Source organism: Actinoplanes utahensis, assembly GCF_016862455.1.
Lineage (GTDB): Bacteria > Actinomycetota > Actinomycetes > Mycobacteriales > Micromonosporaceae > Actinoplanes > Actinoplanes utahensis.
The window spans coordinates 1-21,684 of record NZ_BOMZ01000081.1 but is presented as its reverse complement, the minus strand read 5'-3'; the positions used below and the strand labels follow the sequence as shown (position 1 = coordinate 21,684).

At 71.1% G+C, this 21,684-nt stretch carries 23 protein-coding genes; 15 read left to right on the top strand and 8 right to left on the bottom strand.

The annotated features are described in order from the left end of the window. Nucleotides 1-46: 46 nt before the first annotated feature. Nucleotides 47-325 carry a hypothetical protein gene (locus Aut01nite_RS27815; protein WP_152628592.1) on the bottom strand — a complete coding sequence of 93 codons (279 nt, stop codon included), beginning with the start codon at nt 323-325 and terminating at the stop codon, nt 47-49. Here Aut01nite_RS27815 and Aut01nite_RS27810 point away from each other — a divergent pair. After that, complete coding sequence (locus Aut01nite_RS27810; protein ID WP_043524122.1) at nt 312-1,691, top strand: S28 family serine protease; 1,380 nt, start codon at nt 312-314, stop codon at nt 1,689-1,691. The two genes, Aut01nite_RS27815 and Aut01nite_RS27810, sit on opposite strands and share 14 nt — an antisense overlap. Nucleotides 1,692-2,496: 805 nt before the next feature. Here Aut01nite_RS27810 and Aut01nite_RS27805 read toward each other — a convergent pair. Beyond that, a complete protein-coding gene (locus Aut01nite_RS27805; RefSeq protein WP_052163472.1) occupies nt 2,497-4,464 on the bottom strand; it encodes a polysaccharide deacetylase family protein in 1,968 nt (655 codons plus the stop codon). 147 nt (nt 4,465-4,611) lie between these two features. On the opposite strand from Aut01nite_RS27805, the gene Aut01nite_RS27800 reads away from it, so the two are divergent. Further along, nucleotides 4,612-5,568, top strand: coding sequence for a DUF1152 domain-containing protein (locus Aut01nite_RS27800; protein ID WP_043523977.1), 957 nt, complete (start codon nt 4,612-4,614; stop codon nt 5,566-5,568). 162 nt (nt 5,569-5,730) lie between these two features. On the opposite strand, the gene Aut01nite_RS27795 is transcribed toward Aut01nite_RS27800, so the two are convergent. Beyond that, entirely contained in the window at nt 5,731-6,456 is a 726-nt protein-coding gene (locus Aut01nite_RS27795; RefSeq protein WP_043523976.1) for a helix-turn-helix domain-containing protein, read from the bottom strand. A 68-nt stretch (nt 6,457-6,524) separates the two neighbouring features. On the opposite strand from Aut01nite_RS27795, the gene Aut01nite_RS27790 reads away from it, so the two are divergent. The 3 genes from Aut01nite_RS27790 to Aut01nite_RS27780 are packed head-to-tail and all read left to right on the top strand — an operon-like array spanning nt 6,525 to nt 8,512. Further along, nucleotides 6,525-7,340, top strand: coding sequence for an NAD(P)H-binding protein (locus tag Aut01nite_RS27790; protein ID WP_043524120.1), 816 nt, complete (start codon nt 6,525-6,527; stop codon nt 7,338-7,340). 54 nt (nt 7,341-7,394) lie between these two features. Further along, a complete protein-coding gene (locus Aut01nite_RS27785) occupies nt 7,395-8,171 on the top strand; it encodes a MerR family transcriptional regulator (RefSeq protein ID WP_043523975.1) in 777 nt (258 codons plus the stop codon). Nucleotides 8,172-8,173: 2 nt separating this feature from the next. Then, nucleotides 8,174-8,512: a VOC family protein gene (locus Aut01nite_RS27780; protein ID WP_043523974.1), complete on the top strand. Its 339-nt coding sequence runs from the start codon at nt 8,174-8,176 to the stop codon at nt 8,510-8,512. 94 nt (nt 8,513-8,606) lie between these two features. Here Aut01nite_RS27780 and Aut01nite_RS27775 read toward each other — a convergent pair whose 3' ends face one another. Further along, on the bottom strand, nt 8,607-9,317 hold the full coding sequence (locus Aut01nite_RS27775) for a hypothetical protein (protein ID WP_204037710.1): 711 nt from the start codon (nt 9,315-9,317) through the stop codon (nt 8,607-8,609). Nucleotides 9,318-9,534: 217 nt separating this feature from the next. Between Aut01nite_RS27775 and Aut01nite_RS27770 the strand changes: the two genes are divergently transcribed. From Aut01nite_RS27770 to Aut01nite_RS44425, 4 genes are all read left to right on the top strand, one after another. Next, nucleotides 9,535-9,831 carry a chorismate mutase gene (locus Aut01nite_RS27770; RefSeq protein WP_043523971.1) on the top strand — a complete coding sequence of 99 codons (297 nt, stop codon included), beginning with the start codon at nt 9,535-9,537 and terminating at the stop codon, nt 9,829-9,831. 34 nt (nt 9,832-9,865) lie between these two features. Next, nucleotides 9,866-10,411, top strand: coding sequence for a QsdR family transcriptional regulator (locus tag Aut01nite_RS27765; RefSeq protein ID WP_043523969.1), 546 nt, complete (start codon nt 9,866-9,868; stop codon nt 10,409-10,411). An 89-nt stretch (nt 10,412-10,500) separates the two neighbouring features. After that, complete coding sequence (locus Aut01nite_RS27760) at nt 10,501-10,710, top strand: DUF3311 domain-containing protein (RefSeq protein WP_043523968.1); 210 nt, start codon at nt 10,501-10,503, stop codon at nt 10,708-10,710. After that, nucleotides 10,703-12,871, top strand: coding sequence for a sodium:solute symporter family protein (locus Aut01nite_RS44425; protein ID WP_268871693.1), 2,169 nt, complete (start codon nt 10,703-10,705; stop codon nt 12,869-12,871). Before Aut01nite_RS27760 ends, Aut01nite_RS44425 begins: the two co-directional genes overlap by 8 nt. Nucleotides 12,872-13,894: 1,023 nt before the next feature. Here the strand turns inward: Aut01nite_RS44425 and Aut01nite_RS27750 are convergent. The 3 genes from Aut01nite_RS27750 to Aut01nite_RS27740 form a co-directional block, all read right to left on the bottom strand. Continuing rightward, the gene (locus Aut01nite_RS27750; RefSeq protein WP_152628591.1) at nt 13,895-14,512 is read right to left on the bottom strand and encodes a hypothetical protein; all 618 of its coding nucleotides are present in this window, start codon (nt 14,510-14,512) and stop codon (nt 13,895-13,897) included. Nucleotides 14,513-14,648: 136 nt separating this feature from the next. Next, nucleotides 14,649-14,951, bottom strand: a complete 303-nt coding sequence (locus Aut01nite_RS27745) for a GNAT family N-acetyltransferase (RefSeq protein ID WP_043523964.1) — start codon at nt 14,949-14,951, stop codon at nt 14,649-14,651. Continuing rightward, entirely contained in the window at nt 14,948-15,415 is a 468-nt protein-coding gene (locus Aut01nite_RS27740; RefSeq protein ID WP_043523962.1) for a MarR family winged helix-turn-helix transcriptional regulator, read from the bottom strand. Before Aut01nite_RS27740 ends, Aut01nite_RS27745 begins: the two co-directional genes overlap by 4 nt. A 31-nt stretch (nt 15,416-15,446) precedes the next feature. Between Aut01nite_RS27740 and Aut01nite_RS27735 the strand changes: the two genes are divergently transcribed. Together Aut01nite_RS27735 and Aut01nite_RS27730 are read left to right on the top strand one after the other, a co-directional pair. Further along, nucleotides 15,447-16,475 (top strand): GNAT family N-acetyltransferase, encoded by a 1,029-nt coding sequence (locus tag Aut01nite_RS27735; RefSeq protein ID WP_043523961.1) that lies wholly within the window; start codon nt 15,447-15,449, stop codon nt 16,473-16,475. A gap of 142 nt (nt 16,476-16,617) precedes the next feature. Beyond that, nucleotides 16,618-17,298: an AbfB domain-containing protein gene (locus Aut01nite_RS27730; protein ID WP_043523959.1), complete on the top strand. Its 681-nt coding sequence runs from the start codon at nt 16,618-16,620 to the stop codon at nt 17,296-17,298. Nucleotides 17,299-17,301: 3 nt separating this feature from the next. On the opposite strand, the gene Aut01nite_RS27725 is transcribed toward Aut01nite_RS27730, so the two are convergent. Next, nucleotides 17,302-18,555 carry an alpha/beta hydrolase family protein gene (locus Aut01nite_RS27725; protein ID WP_043523957.1) on the bottom strand — a complete coding sequence of 418 codons (1,254 nt, stop codon included), beginning with the start codon at nt 18,553-18,555 and terminating at the stop codon, nt 17,302-17,304. Between the two features lie 59 nt (nt 18,556-18,614). On the opposite strand from Aut01nite_RS27725, the gene Aut01nite_RS27720 reads away from it, so the two are divergent. The 4 genes from Aut01nite_RS27720 to Aut01nite_RS27705 all read left to right on the top strand — a co-directional run. Further along, nucleotides 18,615-19,142 (top strand): helix-turn-helix domain-containing protein, encoded by a 528-nt coding sequence (locus Aut01nite_RS27720; RefSeq protein WP_043523955.1) that lies wholly within the window; start codon nt 18,615-18,617, stop codon nt 19,140-19,142. 75 nt (nt 19,143-19,217) lie between these two features. Beyond that, nucleotides 19,218-20,264, top strand: coding sequence for a hypothetical protein (locus Aut01nite_RS27715; RefSeq protein ID WP_043523953.1), 1,047 nt, complete (start codon nt 19,218-19,220; stop codon nt 20,262-20,264). A 462-nt stretch (nt 20,265-20,726) separates the two neighbouring features. Next, a complete protein-coding gene (locus Aut01nite_RS27710) occupies nt 20,727-21,014 on the top strand; it encodes a DUF4287 domain-containing protein (RefSeq protein WP_043523952.1) in 288 nt (95 codons plus the stop codon). Between the two features lie 410 nt (nt 21,015-21,424). Continuing rightward, the coding region (locus Aut01nite_RS27705) for a hypothetical protein (RefSeq protein WP_204037708.1) at nt 21,425-21,684 on the top strand (260 nt) is incomplete at its 3' end.

The following is a 21,684-nucleotide window of genomic DNA, read 5'->3' as shown; positions in this document are numbered from 1 at the left end:
CATCCCGCACATCTCCGCGCTCAGTGAGTCTCCACGCCACCCCCGCCTATCTCTCCGGAAAACCGTCGCCGTACTGCGCCGACAAGGGCCGCAAGGTGGGCGGCACCGGGATGGGCACCGGCGCGATGATCGTCGCGACCTGCCAGACCCACGGCGACGAGTCGCCCCGGAGAGCCGCGGCGGTCTCGGCCTGCCACCCTGCCCTGATCCCCACGGCCGGCCCGCGCCGCGACACTCCATCGATCACGTTCTCGATGTGCCGGGCGTTTTCCACTAACGGGTTATCACCGATCGTCGATATCGTGGCGGGCGTGAAGATTCGCATACTGGCAGTCCTCGCCTCCTTGTTGGTGGTGCTATCGCCCGCCACTCCCGCACGCGCCGTGGACGACCCTCTGCTCGACCAGCTGAAGGCGATCCCCGGCCTGACCGTGGTCTCCGAGACCGCGGGCGCCACCTACCGGTTCTTCGTGCTGACCTACCGGCAGCCCGCCGACCACCGCCGCCCCGGCGACGGCACCTTCGAGCAGCGGCTCACCCTGCTGCACCGCGACACGGCCGCCCCGACGGTGCTGTTCACCAGCGGGTACGGCCTGGCCGCCAGCCCGCGGCCGACCCAGACCGAGCCGACGGCGCTGCTCAACGCCAACCAGCTGTCGGTCGAGCACCGCTTCTTCACCCCGTCGCGGCCGGCTCCGGCCGACTGGTCGGATCTGAACATCTGGCAGGAGGCGACCGACGAACACCGGATCGTCAGCGCCTTCAAGAAGGTCTACTCCGCGAAGTGGATCCAGACCGGCGGCAGCAAGGGCGGCATGACGTCCGTCTACCACCGGCGGTTCTACCCGCGGGACGTGGACGGCGTGGTGGCGTACGTGGCGCCGAACGACGTCATCAACCCGGAGGACCGGGCGTACGACAGGTTCTTCGACACCGTGGCCACCCCGGAGTGCCGGGCCGCCCTGGACAACGTGCAGATCCAGGCGCTGAAGCGGCGGGCCACGCTGGTGCCGCGGCTGGAGGCGGACGCCGCCGAGCAGGGCTGGACGTTCAGCCGGACCGTCGGCACGGCCGACCGCTCGTTCGAGTTGACGGTGCTGGACTCGGTGTGGGCGTTCTGGCAGTACAGCACGGTCGCCGACTGCGCGTCGGTGCCTCCGGCGACGGCAACCGACGAGGAGCTGTACTCCTGGATCGACACGGTGGCCGGGTGGAGCTTCTACACCGACCAGGCCCTGGAGTACTACTGGCCGTACTACTACCAGGCCGCCTCCCAGCTCGGCTGGCCCAGCCTGCGTTTCGAGCACCTCCGCGGCCTGCGCAACCACCCCGGCATCTACACCGCCAACTCGCAGCTGCCCAAGGAGCTGCGCCGCCTCCACAACCCGATCCCGATGATCGACATCGACCTGTGGGTCCGTACCGCCTCCGAGCGGATGCTGTTCATCTACGGCCAGAACGACCCGTGGGGCGCCGAGCGCTTCACGCCCAGCAAGCGTGACTCGGCCCTGTACGTCGCCCCGGGCGCCAACCACGGCGCCAACATCGCCCGGCTGAACCCGGACGACGCGGCGGCGGCCACCGCCACCCTGCGCCGCTGGGCCGGCGTGCCCACCACTGCGGTCACCCCGTTCCGCGCCGACGCCATCCCGCTGGACGACGGCCTGATCGACCGCCACGAGATCCGCTGACCGAACCGCTCCGCACGCGCCCGCCGAATCCACCGGCGGGCGCGTCCCAGCGTCCCAGCCGATCCCGAGGTGCGGCACGGACAGGATGCCTTGCAGCCAGGACCGGCCCGGGATCGGCCCCGGCCCCCTCTGCGGCCACGACGGCAGCACCACACTCACGTACAAACAGGTGACCCGCAACGACGTGCTTCTTCGCCGTCATGCGAACGCTGGCACAACGCTTCGGAGACGACGGCGTACGACTCGTTGCCTGGTTCGGCTGACGACACTCCACCCCTACGCCACTGCCTGGTCGGCGGCCAGTTCGTGCACCGCGATGACCTTCTCCTGCACGGACTTCGGGACCCGCACGGTGGGCACGTCGCTCGCTGATCCTGCCAGGCCGCGGCAACGCGTGCCCGACTCCGCCGGACCGTACGCCGATGCCGGGCCCTGCACCCCGGCGAGCGGAACACCATCGGCATCCGGGCGGCCACCGGCAACCGGTCACCGCAGACCGGTCACCGCCGCGGCGGCTCCTCCGCCGGGCTTCGAGCCGGGCCGGTCGGCTGCGGGACCAACGACAGCCGGCCCCGGGCGCCATGCTCCGCACCCGAGCGGAGAACCGGCTCCGGCCTCGGAGGAGCGAGACAGGCGATCATTCGGTACGGGCCACCCACGGTCCCGTGACTCGCGGCGGCCACGGCAGGCGTTCCCTCACCGCCACCCGCCGGGTGCCGCTCATGCATGCCCGGACCCGCCCCGCGGTCGCCGTGTCCGGCGAGCAACGCGGGGCCACCCGGCGTGGTGATCCTCCGAACCGGTACTACAGCGCCACGAACTGCAGGCCGCGCGCCTTGAGAACGGGAAGGACGGCGCTCAGGGCCGCGTACGTCTGTGAACGATCGCCGCCGCCGTCGTGACAGAGCAGGATCTGGCCCGGGCGGGCGGACAGCATCCGCTGCTTGATCGCGGGTACGCCCGGACGCTCCCAGTCCCGCGGATCATTGCTCCAGTCCAGAGGCAGCAGCCCGGCCTTCGCGATGTCCTTCAGGAGCCGCGGAGACCAGTCACCACCAGGCGACCGGAACAGCGTCGGCGTCTGCCCCGTCGTCTTGTGAATCTTCGACTGGGCCTTGCGGATCTCGTTCTGAGTGACGTTAGACGGCTTGCCCCCGAGATGCAGCGGATGACTCCAGGTGTGATTCGCCAGCTGGTGCCCGTCCCCGGTGACCAGCTTGGCGACGTCCTCGTGCCCGAGCACCTGGTTGCCGATCATGCAGAACAGCGCCGGGATCTGCAGCCTGTCCAGCAACTTCAGAATCTTCGGCGTCCACACCGGATGCGGGCCGTCGTCGATGGTCAGAGCGATGGCGTCGGAGGGGAACGCCGGCTTGCCGCTCGCCTTCACGTACTCCCCGAGGGTCTTGATCGGCTGGTGAACCGCCACCGGCACGGGGACGGGCGCACTCTCCGGCTCCCGGGACCGAGTCGTCGCGGGCGACGGCGGCGGCGTCGACCCGGCGGCGACGGGCGGCGGGACCTCGTCCGGCGACGACCCCAGGGCGACAGCCGCAGCCGCCAGCGCCACCCCGGTCACCCCGGCGGCGCCGAGCAGAAGCCGGCGCCGGCTCACAGCCCCACCACCGGTCGCGGTGTAGACGGACCCGCCCGGGGGAGGCACCACAGGAGGTGCGGCAGTAGGAGGTGCAGCAGCGGGACGTGCCGCAACCGGAGGCGCGGCCGGCGCCAGGGCGGCGGTAGGCACGACAGCAGGCGGCGGAGTGACGGTGCCGCGGGGCGCGGGCTCGGCCGGCACAGAGGTCCCCCCTGCTCCGGCGCGCCCACCGTAGAGGCCGCCGGCGGGAATCGCGACCGTCGCCTCGTCGGCGAGGGCGGCAGGGATCGCCATCGTGCGCTCGCCGGACACGTCACCCGCAGGGATCGCCACCGTGCGCTCGCCGGACACGTCACCCGCAGGGATCGCCACCGTGCGCTCGTCGGACAGGCTCCCGGCAGGGAACGCCACGGTGCGCTCGTCAGAGGTCCCACCGATGGGAATCGCGATCGTGGCTTCGTCGGCAGGCGTCGCCTCGGTGTCGTCAGCCGACCGGCCGACGACCGGGTCCGCCGCCGCGGCTCCGTCGACCGGGACGCCGGCAGCCAGCACCGTTGTGGCCTCATCGGAGGAGGTGTCACCGTGCAGCGCCTCGGTGACCTCGTCAGAAGAGCCGCCGACGGCAAGCGCCTCGGTGACCTCGCCGGAGAAGCCGTCACCAGCCGGCACCCCGGTCACCTCATCAGCAGAACCGTCACCAGCCGACACTGCGACGACCTCATCAGGGGGGACGTCATCGGCCCACGCCGGAGCGGACTCCACCGGCGAGCCGGGAGACGGGATCACCGTGGTCGCCTCGTCCGACACGGGACGGGGAGTGGGGATCACCGTGGTGGCTTCGCCCGAAGAGGCGCCGGCATCAAACGCCGCGGTGACCTCCTCCGAAGAGGCAGCGTCCGGCAGCACCGAAGCCGCCTCCACCGAAGAACGAGGAGACGGGATCAGCGTGGTCACCTCGTCCGACGCCGCGCCGGTGGGCAACGGCGCGGTGGCCCCATCCGAGGCGGACGGAATCGCCACCGCCGTTTCGTCCGAGGAGGAGCGAGCGGACGGGATCGCCGCCGTCGCCTCTTCGTGGCCGGCGTGGGCGGTGATCGTCGCGGTGGTCTCGTCGGGGGTCGGCTGCCGGTCGGACGGAACGCCGCCGGGCGACGGCGTTGCGGATTTGTCGGACATGAATACCTCTGCACCGGCCGGAGGGACCCGCGGGTGCCTGTCGCTGGAATTGATCTTGCCAGCGAGCGAGGCTAACACTGTCCGTCAATACTACCGAAAGACCGACTTGCATCGATTGCCGTCACCCGCATAGGTGATCATTGCCGAGTGACGAAGCTGAGCACTCCCCCGCTTTTCGCCGCACTGGAGCCGGCCCGCCGTGTGCTGATCGCCGGCGCGGGCGGCGGTTTCGACGTCTACGCCGGTCTGCCGCTGGCCCTGGCATTGTGGGACCAGGGCGTACAGGTGCATCTGGCGAACCTCTCCTTCTCCGAGCTGGAGCTGGTCGACCACGAGTGCTGGGTGACCGAGCAGGTGGTCGAGGTGACCCCGGCCTCGAAGAGCCCGGACTGGTACTTCCCGGAGCACGCGCTGGCCCGCTGGCTGGCCGCCCACGACCTGCCCTCGACGGTCTACGCCTTCCCGCCCCTGGGCGTCCAGACCCTCCGCGACGGCTACCGCTACCTGATCGACCGTCACGACATCGAGGCGATCGTGCTGGTCGACGGCGGCACCGACATCCTGATGCGCGGCGACGAGAACAGCCTCGGCACCCCGGTCGAGGACATGACCAGCGTGGGCGCGGTCGCCGGGATCGACCTGCCGATCAAGCTGGTGACGAGTCTCGGGTTCGGCATCGACGCGTACCACGGCGTCAACCACGTGCAGGTGCTGGAGAACCTGGCGGCCCTGGACCGGGAGGGCGGCTACCTGGGCGCCCTGTCGATTCCGGGCGGCAGCCGCGAGGCCGAGCTCTACCGGGACGCGGTCGCGCACGCGGCCGCCGCCACCCCGGAACGGCCGAGCATCGTCAACGGCCAGATCGCCGCGGCGACGAGCGGCCAGTTCGGCGACGTCCAGTTCACCCGGCGTACGGCCGGCAGCCCGCTGTTCGTCAATCCGCTGATGGCCGTCTACTTCACCGTCGACCTGGACAAACTCGCCGCCCGCTGCCTCTACCTGGACCGGATCGAGAACACCGTCGGCCGCCGCCAGGTGATCACCCGGATCGCGGCGTTCCGCGAGGAGGTCTCCCCCCGCATCCCCCGAATGTTCCCGCACTAGCGCGGCGGAGCCGGTTGCGGTCCTTGTGCGGCCGGGGTGACCGGGACGGGCATGCATGAGCCGCACCGGGAGACGGCCGTGAGGGGACGCCCGCCGTGGCCGCCGCGGGTCACGGGACCGGCGTGGCCCGTACCGTGAAATGGTTTGCGAAGTGCCGCGGTTTCAGGCGGAACAGGTTGCGGCGGCGGGCCAGCGACCGGTCGCGAAGGCGTGCGGGGTGGTGCCCATCAGTTGCCGGAAATCGGCGTTCATGTGCGACTGGTCGTAGTAGCCGGCCTCCGCGGCGAGCGCGGGAAGCTTGCGGTCCATCCCGGCGAGGGCGATGCGGAGGCGATCGATGCGTACGTACGTCGCCGGCGCCAGCCCGACCCGGTCGGCGAACAGGTTCCGCAGATGCCGTTCGCTCACGTTGAGGCGGCGTGCCACCGCGCCGACCCGTTCGCCCGGCAGCAGCGCGGTGGCCTCGGCGACCAGCCGGGACCGCCAGTCCCGCGGCCCGGCCGGGGGCAGCGCCCTGGCCAGCGTGCGCAGCCGGTCCGCGTCGGGGCCGGTCCGGACGATCCGCCGGACCAGGTCCCGTAACGGCTCGCTGTCCAGGTCGGCGGCGGGAACGGCCCGGTCGGTGAGCTCCCGCGCGGGCACCCCGAGCAGCTCGGCGGCGCGGCCGGGACGGAACCGCAGCTGCGCGCAGTTCCGCCCGGGCTGGACGGTGCGGTAGCCGGCCCGGGTCCGGGGCCCCAGGATCACGATGTCGTCCGGCTCGGCGGACCCGAGACGCCAGGTCAGGACCGTCGCGTGATCGGGTTCCTCGACGACGGCCGGCAGCCGGTGGAGATCGAGCGGGGCACCGATGGTGACAGCCGAGAACCACGGTCCGAGAGCATCCATCTGCCCATTATCGATCCGTGCCGAAATCTCCAAGGCCGGCGGCCCGCCGTCCTGGAACCGTGATCGTCATGATTCTGGTAACCGGCGCGACCGGCACTGTCGGCCGCCATCTGACGCGACTGCTCCACGACGGCGGGCATCCGGTCCGGGCGATGACCCGGGGAGGATCCGGCCCGCTTCCGGCCGGGGTGGAGGTGGCGTACGCCGACTTCACCGATCCCGTTTCGCTGCGCCGAGCGGTGGCCGGGGTGCGGGCGGTGTTCCTGTTGACGGCTCCGCCCGTACCCGGGCCGGGTTTCGATCGTGATCTGCTGGACGCCGCACGGGAGGCGGGCGTCGCGACGGTGGTGAAATTGTCGGCGATCGGCACGGGTGAGGAGTTCGCCGGCGCCACGGTCGGGGCGTGGCATCTGGCGGCCGAGGAGGCGGTGCGGGACAGCGGCCTGAGCTGGACGATTCTGCGACCGTCGAGTTTCGCGTCGAACACCCTGCACTGGGCGGGCGCGATCCGGGCCGGACAGCCGGTGCCGAACCTGACCGGCGACGGCAGGCAGGGTGTCATCGACCCGGCCGACATCGCGGCGGTGGCCGCGGCCGCGCTCACCGGACCGGGCCACGACGGCCGGACGTACACGCTGACCGGGCCGGAGCTGCTGAGCGTTCCCGAGCAGGCCGGCATCCTCGCGGAGGTGATCGGGCGGCCCGTCGCCACCACCGCGGTCGACAGCGTTCCCGGGCTGCCGCCGGAAGCCGTCCTCGGGTCCGCCTGGGCCCGCGCCGGGCACAACGCCGTCCTCACCGATCATGTCCGTGACGTGCTGGGACGTTCCCCCACGAGGTTCCGGGAGTGGGCTGAGGCGTGTTTCCGAGATCGGGTGGCTTGAGGGAACACACCCGGGTTTGACCTTCGCCCCGGGCGAAGGTTGAGACTGGAACGCGTGGACGACCTTCTGCCGATCAGCGCGTTCTCCCGGGCGACGCTGATCTCCGCCAACACGCTGCGCGCCTATCACGAGTCCGGCCTGCTGGAGCCGGCCGTGGTGGATCCACGCACCGGCTATCGGGGATATCGGGTGGCCCAGTTCGGCGACGCCGCGGTGATCCGGAGCCTGCGGGAGCTGGATGTGCCGCTCGCCGCGATCCGGGAGGTCCTGGCCGCCCGTGATCCGGCGGTGACCCGGCGGGTGCTGGCCGAGCACCGGGAGCGGACACTGGCCCGGCAGGCGCACATCGAGCACGTCCTGCACCTGACCGAGGGCCTGCTCGACGACCCCGCCGCGGTGACCCCGGCGACCGTGACCGAGCGGACGCTGCCGTCGTTCACCGCTTACACGATCACCCGGGAGGTCACCGAAGAGGAGTTCCCAGGTTTCCTCGGCGAGGCGTTCGTGCTGCTCGGCCGTCATCGGGCGGCCGGGCCGCCGGGCGCGTTGTTCCCGGTGGAGTATCAGGACGGCCCCAGCCCCGTGACCGCGTTCGTCCCGGCCGCCGGCGGCCCGGAGACGCTGCCGGGCGGCCGGTTCGCCATCGCCGAGTTCACCGGGCCTTACGCGGACATGTCGGCCGGCTATCGGTCGCTCGGCGTCTGGCTGGCCGGCAGCGGTCACGCGATCGCCGGCCGGGTCCGTGAGAATTACCTGCTCGGCCCCGGCGAGACCGCCTCCGACCAGGACTACCGCACCGAGATCTGCTGGCCCATCACCGTTCAGGAGTGAACATGCTCGCCATCGCCAACATCACGTTCGACTGCGCCGACGCCACAGCGCTCGCCGGGTTCTGGTCGCAGGTGCTGCGCAAGCCGGTCGACGACGGTGCCAACCCGTATTTCGCCACCATCGGGTCCGCCGACGCCGGCCCCACGCTGATGTTCCTCAAGGTGGACGAGGGTAAGACGGCCAAGAACCGGTGCCACCTCGACCTGACCGCCGATGATCGGGCCGCCGAGGTGAAACGCCTGGTCGACCTCGGTGCGGAATACCTGTCCGAGCACGCCGAGTACGGCCACGAGTGGATCGTCCTGCGGGATCCGTCCGGTAACGAGTTCTGCGTCGCCTGATCACCAGGCTGCCGCTCGGTCTCGCCCGGCCGCTCGGTCTCGCCCGGCCGCTCGGTCTCGCCCGGCCGCCCGGGCGGCACGCGGGGCGCCGTCGTCAGCCGATCACCTCGGCCCGCTTCTCCGCCTTGGCGATCAGGTCCTCGACCAGGGCCTGATCGCCGCCGGAGTTCTCCCAGCCGTTGTCGGTGACCACGACGATCGCCTCACCGACGCGGGACACCGCAGCGAACGTGCTGACCGTCGCCGGCGCCTCGTCGGCGTAGCTGTACTTCTGGCTGATCCGCACCACCATGAAGCCATCGTCGGACTTGACGATCTCCCACTTGTGCTGGCCCTTGCCGAGCCCGCCCGGGCACTTGGCGATCGCCGCCTTGATGTCGGTGAACTGCTCGGCCGCCCCGCCCGCACGGTGCCTGCCGACGAATTCGACCACGACACCGGCGGGCACGCTGCCCGCCTGCTCGCCCGGGATGAGGTAACGCATGGCGACCGCGTCGGTTCGGCTGGCGTCGCTGGGGTAACGGGCGTCCCCGCACGGGCGCAGCGGCCGCACATGCGCGAACTCCCCTTCCGCCAGCTTGCCCGCCTCCGCCCCGCCGGTGTCGGCCGGCTGCAGCAGCGCCTCGGCCGGGATGCCGTTGTCCTCCGGCGACGGGGCGGCCGACGCGGCGGCGGACTGCCCCGGCACGGCCTGGCTCTGCACGGGCGGCGAGGCGCCGGTGGCGGCCGGAGTGGAGTCGCACCCGGCCAGCGGGAGTGCCAGGAGCGTGGCGGAGGCGGCGAAGCGGATCACGTTCTTCTGCATGAGGTGCACACTGCCCGGCCGCTCCACTGCCGACACCCGCCCGGGCCGCAAGGTGGCACGGATGGGTGGTCAGCCGGCGCTGTGATGCGGCCGCTGCCGCGCCTGTTCGCCCTCGAGGTGCCGGAGATAGCCGGCGGTCGCCCAGATCCAGGCCGACGTCGAAGAGACCCGGTGGTGGCATCGGCACAGATTAGTGGATCACTGTCAGGATGGGCTGATGATTCCCACGCCGGAGAACTCCCTCGCCGATGTCCGCCGCCGGATCGACGCCATCGACGCGCAGGTGGTCGCCCTGCTGGCCGTCCGGGAGGAACAGGTGCGCCGGGCCGCCGGCTTCAAGGCCGACGAGCAGGGGGTCCGCGCACCGGCCCGGGTCGAGCAGGTGATCAGCAAGGTTCGCGGGCTCGCCTCCGAGGCCGGCGCCTCCCCCGACGTGGTGGAGAGCGTCTACCGCGCCATGATCACCGCTTTCATCGATCTGGAACTGTCGGAACACCGCCGAACCGACGGGTGACGAACATCGACGCTCATGTCGTACCGTGCATCGGATGAGCGTCCGCCGGGTGGTCAGCGACGACGAGGTGGCCCGGGCCGGCTGCCGTTTCTTCCTGCGGCACGGCACCGTCGACATGGAACGGCTCGCCGCCGAGATGTGTGTCAGCCGCGCCACGATGTACCGGGTGACCGGCGGCCGGGACCGTCTCCTCGGCGAGGTGCTGTGGCGTCTCGCCGAGCAGACGCTCGCCGACGCCCGGCGGCAGCGGACCCGCGCCGGGGTGGACGGCGCGATCGAGGTCACCCACCGGTTCACGGCGGCGCTGCTGTCGGCCGAGCCGTTCCGCCGGTTCCTCGCCGGTGAGCCGGAGGCGGCCGCGCGGATCCTGCTGACCAGCGCCGGCGGCCTGACCGAGCGGGTGGTCGCCGCCCAGCACGAGATCTTCCAGGAGGTCGGGCTGACCGACGCCGGTCCGGACCTCGCCTACCTGTACGTGCGGATCATCGAATCGGCCCTGTACGGCGAGTTGGTCGCCGGTCATCCGGCCGATCTGGACATGGCGCAGCGGGCCGCGCGGGCGCTTCTGACGGCGTGCTGAGACAGGTGTCGCACGTTTACACGTAACCGTGGCGTAACTCATCGATCAATGCTTATGGTGCGGCCCCAAGATTCGCGACAGGGAGTCCGATGGCAACACCCGCCCGCCGTTCCCGGCACTGGCAGTGGCTGCTCGTCCTGCCGACCACCGCACCGCTTCTCACGCCTTTCACCAACCGGATCGAGCCCACCCTGCTGGGCGTTCCGTTCTTCTTCTGGTACCAGTTCGCCTGCGCGCTGTTCGCCATCGTCGTGATCACGGCGGTGCACCTCCTCACCCGCGAGGAGCCCCATGAGTGACCGCGCCGTCGAGGTCGGCGTCTTCGCCGTCCTGATGACCGGCATGGTGCTGCTCGGTTTCGGAGCCGCCCGCTGGCGTGCCCCGCAGGACCCGCACTCGCTGGAGGAGTGGGGTGTCGGCGGCCGGGCCTTCGGCAACTGGACCACCTGGTTCCTGATCGGCGGGAGCATGTACAGCGCGTACACGTTCATCGCCGTACCGGCTCTCACCTACGGCGTCGGTGTGATCGGCTTCTTCGCCGTCCCGTTCGCGATCATCACGACGCCGCTGACGTTCGTCCTCACCACGAGGGCCTGGTCGGTCGCGCGGCGGCACGGATACCTCACCCACAGCGAGTTCACGAGCGCCAGGTTCGGCTCACCCGGCCTCGGCGCGGCGGTCGCGATCACCGGCATCCTCGCCACCATGCCGTACGTCGCCGTGCAGCTCCTCTCTCTCCAAGCGGTCCTGCGCACGGTCGGTTTCGGCGGCGAATGGCCGCTGCTCGCCGCGGTCTCCGTGGTGTCGATCTGCACGTTCCGGTCCGGCCTGCGGGCGCCCGCCCTGCTGTCGGTGCTCAAGGACGTGCTGATGGCGTGGATGCTGCTCACCGCACTGATCATGGTGGCGATGTACGGCGGCTGGGACCACACCTTCCGGGTCGCCGAGGCGCATTTCGCCGCCACCCCGTCCACCGTCGACGGCCTGGTGCTGCCCGACACCGGCCACCTCGGATTCCTCACCCTGGTCATCGGCTCGTCGCTGGCCATCTTCGCCTATCCGCACGCGCTCGTCGGCATGCTTGCGGCAAAAGACCGGGCGACGGTACGCCGTAACGCCGCGGCCCTGCCCATCTACTGTCTCGCCCTGGCACTGATGGCGATGCTCGGCTTCTTCGCGCTGGCCAAGGGCGTGACCCCGGTCGACAGGGACCTCAACACGGTGATCCCGCGGATGATCCACGAGTATTTTCCGAGCTGGTCGGCCGGGGTCGCGTACGCCGCACTCAGTGTCGCCGCCCTGATCCCCGCCGCCGTCATGTCGATCGCCGCCGCGAACGCCTTCACCCGCAGCCTGTACCGCCCCTACCTGCGCCCGAACGCCTCCCCCGCCACCGAGGCGAAGGTGAGCCGCTGGGTGTCGCTGATCGTCAAGTTCGGCGCGGCCGCGCTGATCCTGGCGATCGATCCGGAATTCTCCGTCGACCTGCAACTCATCGGCGGCGTGATCATCCTGCAGACCATCCCGGCCGCCGTCCTGGGCCTGATGACCGGCTGGTTCCACCGCGCCGCCCTGATGACCGGACTGATCACCGGCCTCACCGTGGGCGTCGGCATGCTCTACCTGATCCCGAAACGCGACGCGACCGGCCGCGTCGTCGCCGAACACTTCGGCGGCTCCAGCTGGCCGATCGGCGACGGCCGCACCATCTACGTCGGCGTCGCCGCCCTGCTGGTCAACCTGATCCTGGCCACCGCCCTGACCGCGATCCTGCGCGCCCTCGGCAGACCCGGCGGCCACGACGCCACCCGGCCCGCCGACTACTACGCCGACGCCGACGACTCCCACATCAAACGCCTCGACGAACTGATCGACGGCCTCCCCCGCCGCAACTCACCCAGCGCCGCCGGCATCCCCACCACCAGCGCGGCCGCCGCCCACGGCTCCACCGGAGGCCCACACACCCCGGGCCCCACCACCTCCACATGGCAGCCCACTGCCCCCACCGGCACGAGCACTTCCCCTGAACGGCACGCCACACCCACCACTGGCACTCCTCCTGCATGGCAGGGCACTCCCCCCGCCAGCACCCGCGCTTCCCCTGAACGGCACGGCACTCCCACCACCGGCACTCCTCCTGCATGGCAGGGCACTCCCCCCACCGGCACCGGCGCTTCCCCTGCATGGCACGGCGCTCCCACCACGGGCACCAACGCTTCCGGGTTGCACCCCACCCCCATTGCCGGCTCGCCGGGACACGGTGCCTCCATCGGCGCTGCCGGGCACGACTTCAACGTCCAGCCCAACCCACACTTGGCTCGTCCCGTGGACTTGGCCGATGTCACCGACGATTCTGGTCGGCCCGCCGGTCTCGGCCACCTCAATGACCCGCCACCCGTCGGCCGGGCCCGCATTCCGGCCAACGACACGTTCCCACCTCACAACGCCGGGCATTCCTGACCAGCACAGGCACACCGGCCACCGCGCGCACCGATCGCTGCAGGAGATCCCGCGTCACGTCCACGTGCGCGGGATCTTCTTCAGCGGTCCTTTTCGTCGCCGGACGAGCCCTGGCCCCCTCCAAGGTCGACATGACCATTCCCTCCGGTGGTCATCTCGTCGCCGTGGTGGAGTGCCCGTTCGGCGAGCCGTTCCAGTTCGGGAGGGGCGTCGAGGCCATCGAGATAAGCAGCCAACGCTCAGCGCTGCCGCGTCAAACCTGGCCGCCCTACCGCGATCTTGAACGATTTTCCATCGTTTCCGGTGGGCAATCGTCCAAGATCGCGACAGCGCGACGGGGAGCCACCGGACTGAACCTTCACCCGACCCTCACGCCGCCCGCGTCGAGCCATCGGCGGCCGAGCCGAACTCGACAGCCCGACCCGCCCAGGCCTCCCACCACCACGATCTTGAACGCTCTTTCATCGTTTCCGGTGAGCAATCGCCCAAGATCACGATGGGCGCTACGGGGGTCGGCAGCGGGCCGTGTGGCAACTGGGGAAAGGATCGGTCGGATGGCGAATCGTTCAAGATCACGGCAATGGAAGCCGATTGCGGTTCAACCCACCGAGAATTTGACCCTGATGAACATAAGCGGGCAGAAGGACGTGCTCGATCAAGATCTCACAAGACTTTCGACCCGAAGGGCGAATCGCGGAGAGTGAATCGCGAACGGCGAATGGGGCCATTCCCGTTCCTCAACTGACTGCGACCCGCTCTCCCAGCACACCCGTCCACCATTCAGAACCGCCCCGGCGACGGCTCGCGCACCTGAGCAATCGGCGTCGGCAGGCGGACGGTCCGCACCCGCCGCGCGTGACGAGAAACCCGAAACGGTCGCGCAAAACCGGAAACGGTTAGCCAGCAAAGAAACGGTTGCACGAAACTGGAAACGGTTGGCGAGCAAAAGGAACCGGAACCGGAACCGGAAACGGTTGGCGGGAAGGTGAGGCGGTGAGGGCGGGAGGGTTTGGCGCGTACACGTCAGGCGGTTTGAAGGGATTTCAGGGCTTCGGTGAGGATGGTGGTCACGGTGGGGGCGTGGGCGGCGGCATCGGCCGTGACCGGGGTGGATGTGGTGATTTTCGCGGTGACGATGGCGTTGCGGGAGATCGTCTCGGCGTGGACGGTGGTGGCGGGGATCAGCCGGCCGGCCGGGTCGAGGATCAGCATGGCGCGGTCGCCGACGTCGGGCAGGGGGACGACGGTGAGGCCGGAGTCGCGGGCGGCTTTCTCGCTGAGTTCGTAATCGGCGGCGCTGTCCGCGATCGTACGGTCGATCATGATTCGGACGGGTACGTCGACTGCTCCACCCGTACCGTAATCGCAATTGATCTTGAAGCTGTCAGCGCTGTCGAAGGGCTGCGAGCTGATCAACTGTCGGCCGGAGAGTGTGGGACAGCCGCCGTCGACACCGTGCCAGGGTGTGCGGGTCACCGTGTCGAGCGGGTTGGCCGAGCAGCCGGCGGCAAGCGCCACCGCCAGCAGCGGGGCGAGAGCCGCCGCCAGCCGGGCGAGAGGACCCGCCGGCGGCGGCGGGGCCAGGGTCACCGCGGGCAGCGGCGGGGCGAGGGTCACCGGCGGCGACGGAGCCAAGGTCACCACAGGTAACGGCGGGACGAGGGTCACCGCCGGCGACGGAGCCAAGGTCACCGCGGGCAACGGCGGGGCCAGGGTCACCGGGGGTAACGGCGAAGAGAGGGTCACCGCAGGCGGTGGGAGGGGTTTGCGCACCGGACTATTTGACCTTGCGGGTGGAGCGCGCGACCAGCTTCTCGTACTCGGGATGCTTGTCGAGCCATCCGCTCAGGAACGGGCACATCGGCACGACCGTCCGGTTCCGGCGGCGGGCGTCGTCCATCACCGCGCGGGCCAGCGCCGACCCGGCGCCCTGCCCTTCGAACCGGGGATCCACCTCGGTGTGCGTGTAGACGATGATCGGCCCGGTGACCTGATAGGTGACCACTCCGGCGAGCTCGCCCGCCTCGTCGCGCGCCTCGAACCGCTCCCGCTCGGGCACGTCCTCAACCGTGAGATTCACCCGGCCATCAAATCATGGCCGGTCAGGCGGGCGGAGATCCGCTCGACGGCGGCCAGGTCCTCGGGGGTGAGCCGGTCGACGAAGTGCCGCCGCACCGACGCGAGATGGGCGGGCGCGGCACTGTCGAGCACCTCGAGCCCTCGGTCGGTGAGGACGAGCAGGCAGCCTCTGCCGTCGGCCGGATCGGGTTCGCGGCGCAGCAGCCCGCGGGCCTCCATCCGGGTGGCGTGCCGGGACAGCCGGCTGCGGGACCAGCCCATCTTGTCGGCCTGCGCGTGCAGCGTGCCGGTGTGGCCGGGCCGTTCGGACAGCGTGCTCAGCACCTCGTAGTCGGGCTCGGACAGTCCCGCCTCGGCGAGGTCGGCGGCGGTGCCGGCCTGGACGGCCACGACCATCCTGAGGTACGCGCGCCAGGCCCGCTCCTCGTCCGCGTCGAGCCAGCGCGCCGACGATTTCGTTGACATGGAATCAAACTAGCACCTACGCTTCGTTTCCATGTCAACGAAACTGCTCGTGCTGATCTGCAGCAACCGTCCCGGCGCTCTCGGCCCGTCCATCGGGCAGTGGCTCGTCGACACGATCACACCGAGGGCGGCCGAGCTGGGCGCCGAGATCGTCGCGGTCCCGCTGGACCTGCCGTTCCTCGACGAGGAGGAACACCCGTCGACCGGGATCTACCGGCACGAGCACACCCGCCGGTGGAGCGAGACCGTGGCGGGGGCGGACGGGTTCATCACCGTGACGCCGGAGTACAACCACGGGATGCCGGCGACGCTGAAGAACGCCCTCGACCACCTGAGCCGCGAGTGGGCGTGGAAACCGATGGGCTTCGTCAGTTACGGCCACACCTCGGCCGGCACCCGCGCGGTCCAGCACGCCAAGCAGGTCGTCACCACGCTGCGGCTGGTCCCGCTCGGCGCCACGGCGGCGATCCGGATCGGTGACGAGACCCGCCCGGACGGCGCGGCCCTCGGCATGCTCGACGAGCTGGTCCGGCTGTCGCACGCGCTGCGGCCGATGCGGGAGCGCGCCGGGGCGGCCCCCGCTCCGGTGCCCGGGTCGTACGCCCGGCGGCTCACCCCGGACGACGCGCCGCAGGTCACCGTCCTGCAACGGTGCTGCTGGGTGGAGGAGGCCATCCGCAACGACACCCTGGAGCATCCGGCGCTGCACGAGTCGATCGAGGACGTCCGCGGCTGGCTGGCGGATCACGAGGTCACCGGGGTGTGGCGCGACGGGCGGCTGCTGGGCATGGTGCGCGCCCACGCCGACGGCGCCGACTGGCACATCGGGCGCCTCGGGGTGCTGCCGGACGTGCGCGGGCACGGGCTCGGCCGCTGGCTGCTGCGTACCGCCGAAGCCGCCGCAAGCCCGGACATCCGCCGCCTCGTCCTGTTCACCGGCGCCGCCAGCGACGCCAACATCGGCCTCTACCGCAGCTGCGGCTACGAGATCGCGAACCGCACCGACGGCGTGGTGCGGCTGGTCAAGCCCACCCCGGCGGGGCTCGCCGCCACGGTCTGACCGGGACGCGCGGTCTCCCCCTTGACAACCCTGCGGTGGTACGGGCGGAGGTCTGCTGGAGCGGAGCGCGGCGACCACGTAACCTTTCGGCCCGGGTACCGGCCTTCCCCGGCCGGTCTCCGGTATCGAAGGGAGCGAACCGATGACCGACCAGGGCCCGTCACGCAGCGGCGGCACCGTCTACGGCCGCGGCGGCCTGGACGTCACAGCGGGCGCGCCGAGCCGCCTGCCCCGGATCATCCCGGCGATCGTCGGCGCCGGCGCGGTCGCCGTCCTGATCCTGGGTTACACCGCCTGGTCGAGCATCGGTGGCGGCCCCGACGAACCGGCTGCCGCCGCCACCGCCCCGGCGAGCGTGACCACCGCCGCCGCCCCGGAGCCGTCCACGGCGGACCCGGCACCGGCCCGGCTGAGCACCGGCGAGTGGCTGGTGTCCCCGCTCGGCGACCCGAACACCTACCTCACGGTGAGCAACGAGTTCGCCAAGATGTCTCCGGCCGACCCGACGAGGCTGTCCGTGGTCACCGGCCTGGCCGACGGCTCGTGCTTCTCGTTCCGTCTCGAGGACGGCCGTTACCTGCGGCATTTCGATTACCGGCTGCGGTTCGACACCTCCGACGACAGTGATCTGTTCCGCGCCGACGCCACCTTCTGCCCGGAGACCGGCGCCGCCGCCGGCGCGTTCCGGCTGCGGTCCGAGAACTATCCCGAATTCCTGCTCCACCGGCGCGACGACGACAGCCTCTACATCGCCAAGCCCGAGGGCGACGACTTCACCGCCCGCAGCTCCTTCATGGTCCAGGACCCGTCCGCCACCACCTGACTGTCAGCCGAACCAGCGGCGCAGGCGGGACGGCTGGAGCCATCGGGCGATGTCGGCGATCACGGCGCGGTCGACATGCCGATCCTTCTCGCCCGGGCGGAAGAAGAAGTGGTCGGCGTCGTCGTGGACGCGGATGGTGACGCCGGGGCGGCCGGCCAGACCGGCACGCCAGAGCGCCAGGTCGTCGGCGACGGTGACCTGGTGGTCGCGGCCGCCCTGGAGGATCAGCATCGGCAGGCCCAGCGAGGCGGCGGTCGCGACCTGGTCGTAGGCGCGCAGGTCGAGCCAGTAGGAGGCGGGCCAGCCGAACGGCAGCTCGGCCGCGGGTGTCGACGGTGACAGGCCAGGACTCTCGGCGAGCGCCGCCTGCCGGGTGATCGCCTCGACCGCCGCATCGCCGTCGGGGCCGGGCTGCCCGGCGGCGAGATGACGGACGGCCCGGACGGCGGCTCGGGGCAGCGGGGCCGCGTCACCGGCCAGGATGATCAGCCCGGCGACGGCGCCGTCCGCCGCCGCGACCCGGGGTGCGGCGCGCCCGCCGCCGCTGTGGCCCAGCAGGTGGACGCGGTCCGGCGCCACCCCGGGCTGCCGCCGCAGCAGGTCGAGGGCGGCGAGGGCGGACGGCAGGTACTCCTCGACCATGGTGTGGCCGGGCGCTGAGGCCAGCTCCGGACGGTCGTGGGTGACCTTGTCCATCCGCAGCACCGCGACGCCCCGGCCGGCCAGGCCCCAGGCGATGTCCTTGAGCGGCTTGTCGGCGCCGACGCTCTGGTCGCGATCGAACGGACCGCCGCCGCCGAGCAGCACGACTCCCGGAACGCGGCCGCGGCGGCGGGGCAGGGTCACGGTGCCGCCGACGGCGAGCGGGCCGGATCCGACGGTGACCTCGTGCTCGCGGAACCGGCCGGGCCGGGCATAGCGGGGTGGCCGCCAGGCCGTGCTGGCCAGCGGCCCGATCCGCAGCCCTTGCAGCAGTCCGGCTTCGTCGACCGTCACGGTCACGGTGTGCCCGGCGCGGTCGCCGACGACCAGCACCTCCACCCGGGTCCAGCCGGGACCGGCCGGTCCGGGCACTGCCGGCCCGACCGACCAGGGCGACCCGATGCGGGCCCGCTCGGCGGCCCAGGCGGTCCGCATCGTGTCGGCGGAGACGACCGCGCGCAGCGGCGGGGCGAACAGCGCCTCGATGTCGGTGAAGCGCTCCTGCCGGGCCATCTCGACGACGTCGAGAGCGATCACCACCGGGTCGATCGTCATATCCAGCTCTACCTTTCTCACTTTACGAGAAAGGTAGCACTGTATGAGATCGTCGGCGAATGAGCACGATGGAACTGCTGGGGCACCCGGCGCGGCTGCGGATCGTGCACGCGCTGCGCGGTGGCCGCACCCTGACCACCGCCCAGTTGTGCGGGCTGCTGCCGGACGTGTCCAAGGCGATGGTCTACCGGCACGTCGAGGCCCTGATGACCGGCGGGATCCTGGAGGTCGTCGAGGAGCGCCGGGTGCGCGGCGCCGTCGAGCGGCATTACCGGCTGCACGACCACCGGGCCGGCATCGACCCGGAGGCCGCCCGGTCGATGTCCAAGGACGACCACCGGCAGGCGTTCACCACCGCGATGGCGACACTGATCGCCGAGTTCGGCGCCTACCTGGACCGGGACACCACCGATCCGTCCCGCGACCCGGTCGGTTACCGCCAGCACGGGCTCTGGCTGTCCGACGACGAGCTCACCGCCCTGGTCGCCGAGTTGCGCGCGGCGATCGTCGCGCGGCTGGCGAACCCGGCCGGCCCGGACCGGAGACGCTATCTGCTGAGTCCCGTGCTCTTCCCGAGCGAAGGCTGAACCTCCCGGCCGCGATTTTGATATCGAGTCCGGCTATCCTCCGGCGATGCACGACGCGATATCGGTGACGGCCCGGTGACCAGGTACAAACGCCGCGGTCATTGGCGCACCAGCGCCCACGGCACCCGGCACTGGGTCAACACCCACGACGTGAACCGATCCTCCGGCAGGTGGTCCCCACCGCGCCGGCGCACCTACTCGGCCTCGATCCCGCGGGCCACCACCGTCAGCACGCCGGTGGCCGGCTGGATCAGCCCGAACGCCCGCTGTCCGGTGTGCGGCGCGTCGGTCTACTTCTACGCCAACCAGCACGGCAGCCGCGTCTTCTTCGACGACCTGGGGCCGCCGTGGCCCAAACACCCCTGCACCGACACCGGCGCCACGCCCGTCGCCACCCCGGGTGACCGCCAGGCGCCGAGCCGCCACGACTTCAGCACCGCGCAACCGCCGGGCATCCGGCGCGACCGCGACTGGAAGACCTACGCGGTCAAGAAGGTCTCGTTCGGCGGCGGCTACTCGCGGATCACCCTCCAGCGGATCGACGGGACCGGCTCCGGTCCGGCCTGGGCCGTCGCCGGGCAGACGCCGCTGCGCGCCGACGACCTCGTCTTCGTGCGGAACCAGCGGATGTCCTACTTCGACGCCGCCTCGGGTGGGCCGGTGATCGCCGAGAACGCCGGCCGTGCCGCCGCGCTCGCCGGCCGCCTGGTCACCGACCGGGACAAGGACCACGTCCTGGCGAACCTGGACGCCCGCGTGATCGACGGTGAGTTGATCCGGGTCACCGAGGACGTCCGGGCGGCACGGACCCGCGGCGACATCGCCCGTGCCCTGAAGATCGACGTGACGGATCTGAAGGTCGCGCCGCCCCGCCCCGTCGACCTGTGGCTGCTCGCCCTCGGGTTCGTGCTCATGGTCGCGGTCACCAGCACCACCAACGGCCCGCACTCCTACCTGGTGATGCTGCCCGGCCTGTCGGTCACGGCGGTGGCGGTGTACCGCCTCAACCCGGACATGGAACGCGCCCGACGGATCGCCCTGGCCCTGGTCACGACACTGTTCATGATCTGCCCCGCCGGCGCCCTGGGCGGAATGATCCAGGTCGAGATCCTCGGCCGCTGACCACACCGCGGTCAGCGGCGGCGCCGTCGCCGGTGCCGCTGCCGAAGTCGGTGCCGAAGCGCAAGTCATGACCGGCCGGCACCCCGCCCGGCGGCTCCTCCGCCGCGCGACCGCGAGCCGATCGACCTCCCGCCGGCAGTCCTCGATCAACACCGCCAGCCGATCGGCTTCCTCCTCCAGCCTGGCCACCTCAGCCCGGCCTACCGCTTCCCGCTCACCGAGCAACCGCAAGATCTGCTCACGATCCACCCGCCCACCCCCTACCGAAACCGGTCGACCAACCCGTACCAACCGGTCATCAGCCACCGCAACAGGCAGACATCGACATCCAACACGCAGATCATTCAGCGACCCGGGCAGCCTCCCACGGAAGACTCCGGTCGCCATGACGCGAACCCGAAAAGAGTCGTACCCCGTCGTTACGATCCTGTTCCTCACATCCGCCACAGGCAGGAGCCCAGCATGTCCTTCCAGGCATACCTCGACGCGATCGAGGTCAAGACCGGCAAGATCCCGGCCGACCTGGTCGCCGAGGCACACACGCGCGGCTACAGCGCCGATACCAAGGCGAACGATATCGTCCAGTGGCTCAAGGACGACTATGCGCTCGGCCGAGGCCACGCCATGGCCCTCGTCCACGTGATCAAGAACGGCACGACGATCAGTGACAAGCACGTCGGCACCGGCACCGCGCACAGCGACCCCAGCACCGAGCTGCGGCTCGATGGCAAGGCCAACCGGGGCGCTTGACGGCGGCGGTTCGCTCACGGTCAGAGCCATGAGACCTTCATATGGCACGGGCCACACCTATTCACCGCGCCACCACGTCCCAGCCTGCGGCGGCAACCGCCTCGCCCGTCGCGTTCCCGGCTCGTCGCCTCGGTTCACTGGGAGCGGCGCCCCCACGCACGAGGGCGGGCGCGGGAGTCCCGCTCGTGGTGAACCGGGGCCGCCGTCGGGTATGGGGGCACCGCACGTGGGCCCGGAGCCCCCGAGAACCCGGCAAGCCGCAGGGCAGGGCAGGGCAGCGGTCATCGGCGACCGCAACAGACAGACATCGACACCTATCGCGCAGGTCACTCGGTGAAAAACGCACCCACCGATAGACGCGCCCCGGCTGGACGAGCGCCGCGTCCCGAGCCACGCCGTGCACCTCGTCGATGAGGAACGCCGTCACCGACCGCGCGGGCACGGTGAGCGCCGCCCGTCCGCCGCGGATGCGGACCGGAACGCCCCGGACCAGCGCCCCGGCGGCGCTGGTGACGAATTGGCGTGACCGTCGCGCCGGACCGGACGATCTGAAACGCCGGCCGGTCGAGGGTGACGCTCGTGTCGTGCGGACCGGAGCTGACGTGCACCACCGTGACGTCGTCACCACTGGCTGCCACTGCCGTCTCGACTCATACGGCTGGTCGTCATT

Coding starts and splice junctions, on each gene's coding strand:
- Aut01nite_RS27815 (WP_152628592.1), bottom strand. CDS start 325: ATGCGAATCTTCACGCCCGCCACGATATCGACGATCGGTGATAACCCG.
- Aut01nite_RS27805 (WP_052163472.1), bottom strand. CDS start 4,464: ATGTCCGACAAATCCGCAACGCCGTCGCCCGGCGGCGTTCCGTCCGAC.
- Aut01nite_RS27795 (WP_043523976.1), bottom strand. CDS start 6,456: ATGGATGCTCTCGGACCGTGGTTCTCGGCTGTCACCATCGGTGCCCCG.
- Aut01nite_RS27790 (WP_043524120.1), top strand. CDS start 6,525: ATGATTCTGGTAACCGGCGCGACCGGCACTGTCGGCCGCCATCTGACG.
- Aut01nite_RS27780 (WP_043523974.1), top strand. CDS start 8,174: ATGCTCGCCATCGCCAACATCACGTTCGACTGCGCCGACGCCACAGCG.
- Aut01nite_RS27775 (WP_204037710.1), bottom strand. CDS start 9,317: ATGCAGAAGAACGTGATCCGCTTCGCCGCCTCCGCCACGCTCCTGGCA.
- Aut01nite_RS27770 (WP_043523971.1), top strand. CDS start 9,535: ATGATTCCCACGCCGGAGAACTCCCTCGCCGATGTCCGCCGCCGGATC.
- Aut01nite_RS27765 (WP_043523969.1), top strand. CDS start 9,866: ATGAGCGTCCGCCGGGTGGTCAGCGACGACGAGGTGGCCCGGGCCGGC.
- Aut01nite_RS27760 (WP_043523968.1), top strand. CDS start 10,501: ATGGCAACACCCGCCCGCCGTTCCCGGCACTGGCAGTGGCTGCTCGTC.
- Aut01nite_RS44425 (WP_268871693.1), top strand. CDS start 10,703: ATGAGTGACCGCGCCGTCGAGGTCGGCGTCTTCGCCGTCCTGATGACC.
- Aut01nite_RS27740 (WP_043523962.1), bottom strand. CDS start 15,415: ATGTCAACGAAATCGTCGGCGCGCTGGCTCGACGCGGACGAGGAGCGG.
- Aut01nite_RS27735 (WP_043523961.1), top strand. CDS start 15,447: ATGTCAACGAAACTGCTCGTGCTGATCTGCAGCAACCGTCCCGGCGCT.
- Aut01nite_RS27730 (WP_043523959.1), top strand. CDS start 16,618: ATGACCGACCAGGGCCCGTCACGCAGCGGCGGCACCGTCTACGGCCGC.
- Aut01nite_RS27725 (WP_043523957.1), bottom strand. CDS start 18,555: ATGACGATCGACCCGGTGGTGATCGCTCTCGACGTCGTCGAGATGGCC.
- Aut01nite_RS27720 (WP_043523955.1), top strand. CDS start 18,615: ATGAGCACGATGGAACTGCTGGGGCACCCGGCGCGGCTGCGGATCGTG.
- Aut01nite_RS27710 (WP_043523952.1), top strand. CDS start 20,727: ATGTCCTTCCAGGCATACCTCGACGCGATCGAGGTCAAGACCGGCAAG.